The sequence below is a fragment of the Bartonella sp. AP40SXNS genome, from assembly GCF_042195825.1.
Taxonomy (GTDB): domain Bacteria; phylum Pseudomonadota; class Alphaproteobacteria; order Rhizobiales; family Rhizobiaceae; genus Bartonella.
In genome coordinates this window covers 1-1,517 of sequence record NZ_JBHIPB010000070.1, presented here as the reverse complement: position 1 = coordinate 1,517, position 1,517 = coordinate 1, and the positions used below count along the sequence as shown (strand labels likewise).

Genomic DNA, 1,517 nt, shown 5'->3' with positions numbered 1-1,517 from the left:
TTGCTTAATATACATATCATAAAAGAGAGCATTCATAAAAGAAAGCCGTGTCAAGTGATATGACGCGGCTTTCAAATAACGATTATAATGATAGAAAAATAATCATCCACAATGGAGTAATGAATGCATATATACAAAACGTATTATATTGCAAGCGCTCTATTGAGATATGAAAACTTATCAAAAGGAATGTAAATAATGCGTATGATTTTTACTCACTCATTTGAATGAGAGAGCCTATAAATGCTTTTTGTTACTCTCAAACGTATTAATCATAACACTCTCCTTGTGAGGTAGTCATTTGAAATAAAGCACATGATCAAAATGCTTCTTTTAAAACGTTTCAATATACTAAGCTCAAAATCGAGCTGAGTGAATTCAAATAACACATTATCTAAAATAAAAACCTATCAAAACGTTTGGTAGCTTTCAACCCGTTTTTTACAGTTGCAAACGTTGGCTTTAAAAATAAACTCTCATAAGACAATAAACAACCGCTTTTATCAAACGCAAGGCTTTAAAAACTGTTATAAACATCCGTTTCAAACGTTCACTTAGAGAGGCTCTCATAAGCGTATTTTTAAACTATAACTTTTAAAACATTTCTTAGTACCAAGTCTAAAGTAGATAGTAATTCTACTGCCATGGCATTGTTCGCTTCCATTTTTTTGTGGAAGCGAATACAGTTGCGTTCTTCAAAACTAGCTATGCACTATATTCATTAAAAGGCTTTTGATTTCATAAGATATAATGTTTTGAATTTCATGACCTTTATTTCCTACCTCGGTAAAAAATACCGTGGTTTTAAAATCGATCTTCTCTTTAAATCCTTTGTGCAATCTTTATGAATTAAACCTATAAGCTTATGAATGCTTCAAACAGTTAATTTCTTTAATGCCATTTTAAAGGTTTTTCCCAATTTGGGGAAAAATTATATGATCTGTATTTTCTATAAATGCGTATCTTTTGATACAATTTACCTTATAACAGTTTCAAACGATTACCCTCTTATAGGTAATAAGGTATTGCTATAGCATTTTTAGATTTTACGATTCTCAATTTTGAGAACTGTAATTTTATGTTTTTATCATGTGATTAACAATCCAATCTTTAAAATAAGAAGTAATCTTTAAACATACGTTATCGATAGTTCCAAACGACTAAATTTTAAACAATGCGATTTCTGCTGTGATAAAAACGTATCATAAGATTTATGAACTGTTATGAATGATAGCTGCTTTTCATTTCATTTGAACGTTTACATGCGTTATAATATTTACATCATGATTTGCTTTTTATGGTCTATTCATACATGGCAATTGTTTATAAAAAATGGTCAATTTAAACATGCACAAAAAGATGGATTCTTGAGTGGATTCATATAAAATAATTGCATAAAACCTATTGACTTTATTAGTTTTTTATGCAATATTTGGTATCTGGCGGCAACACCAAATTCACGTTCATAATCAAAATATTCTTCTTTGAGGGTGTAATTTGTTGCACTATGATTTTTC

Annotated in this window: 1 protein-coding gene; it reads right to left on the bottom strand. The window is 29.4% G+C overall.

From position 1 onward, the window contains the following. Window positions 1-1,336: 1,336 nt before the first annotated feature. Window positions 1,337-1,517 (bottom strand): hypothetical protein (locus ACFILZ_RS09740; RefSeq protein ID WP_375611053.1); only part of this gene is annotated, 181 nt, incomplete at its 5' end.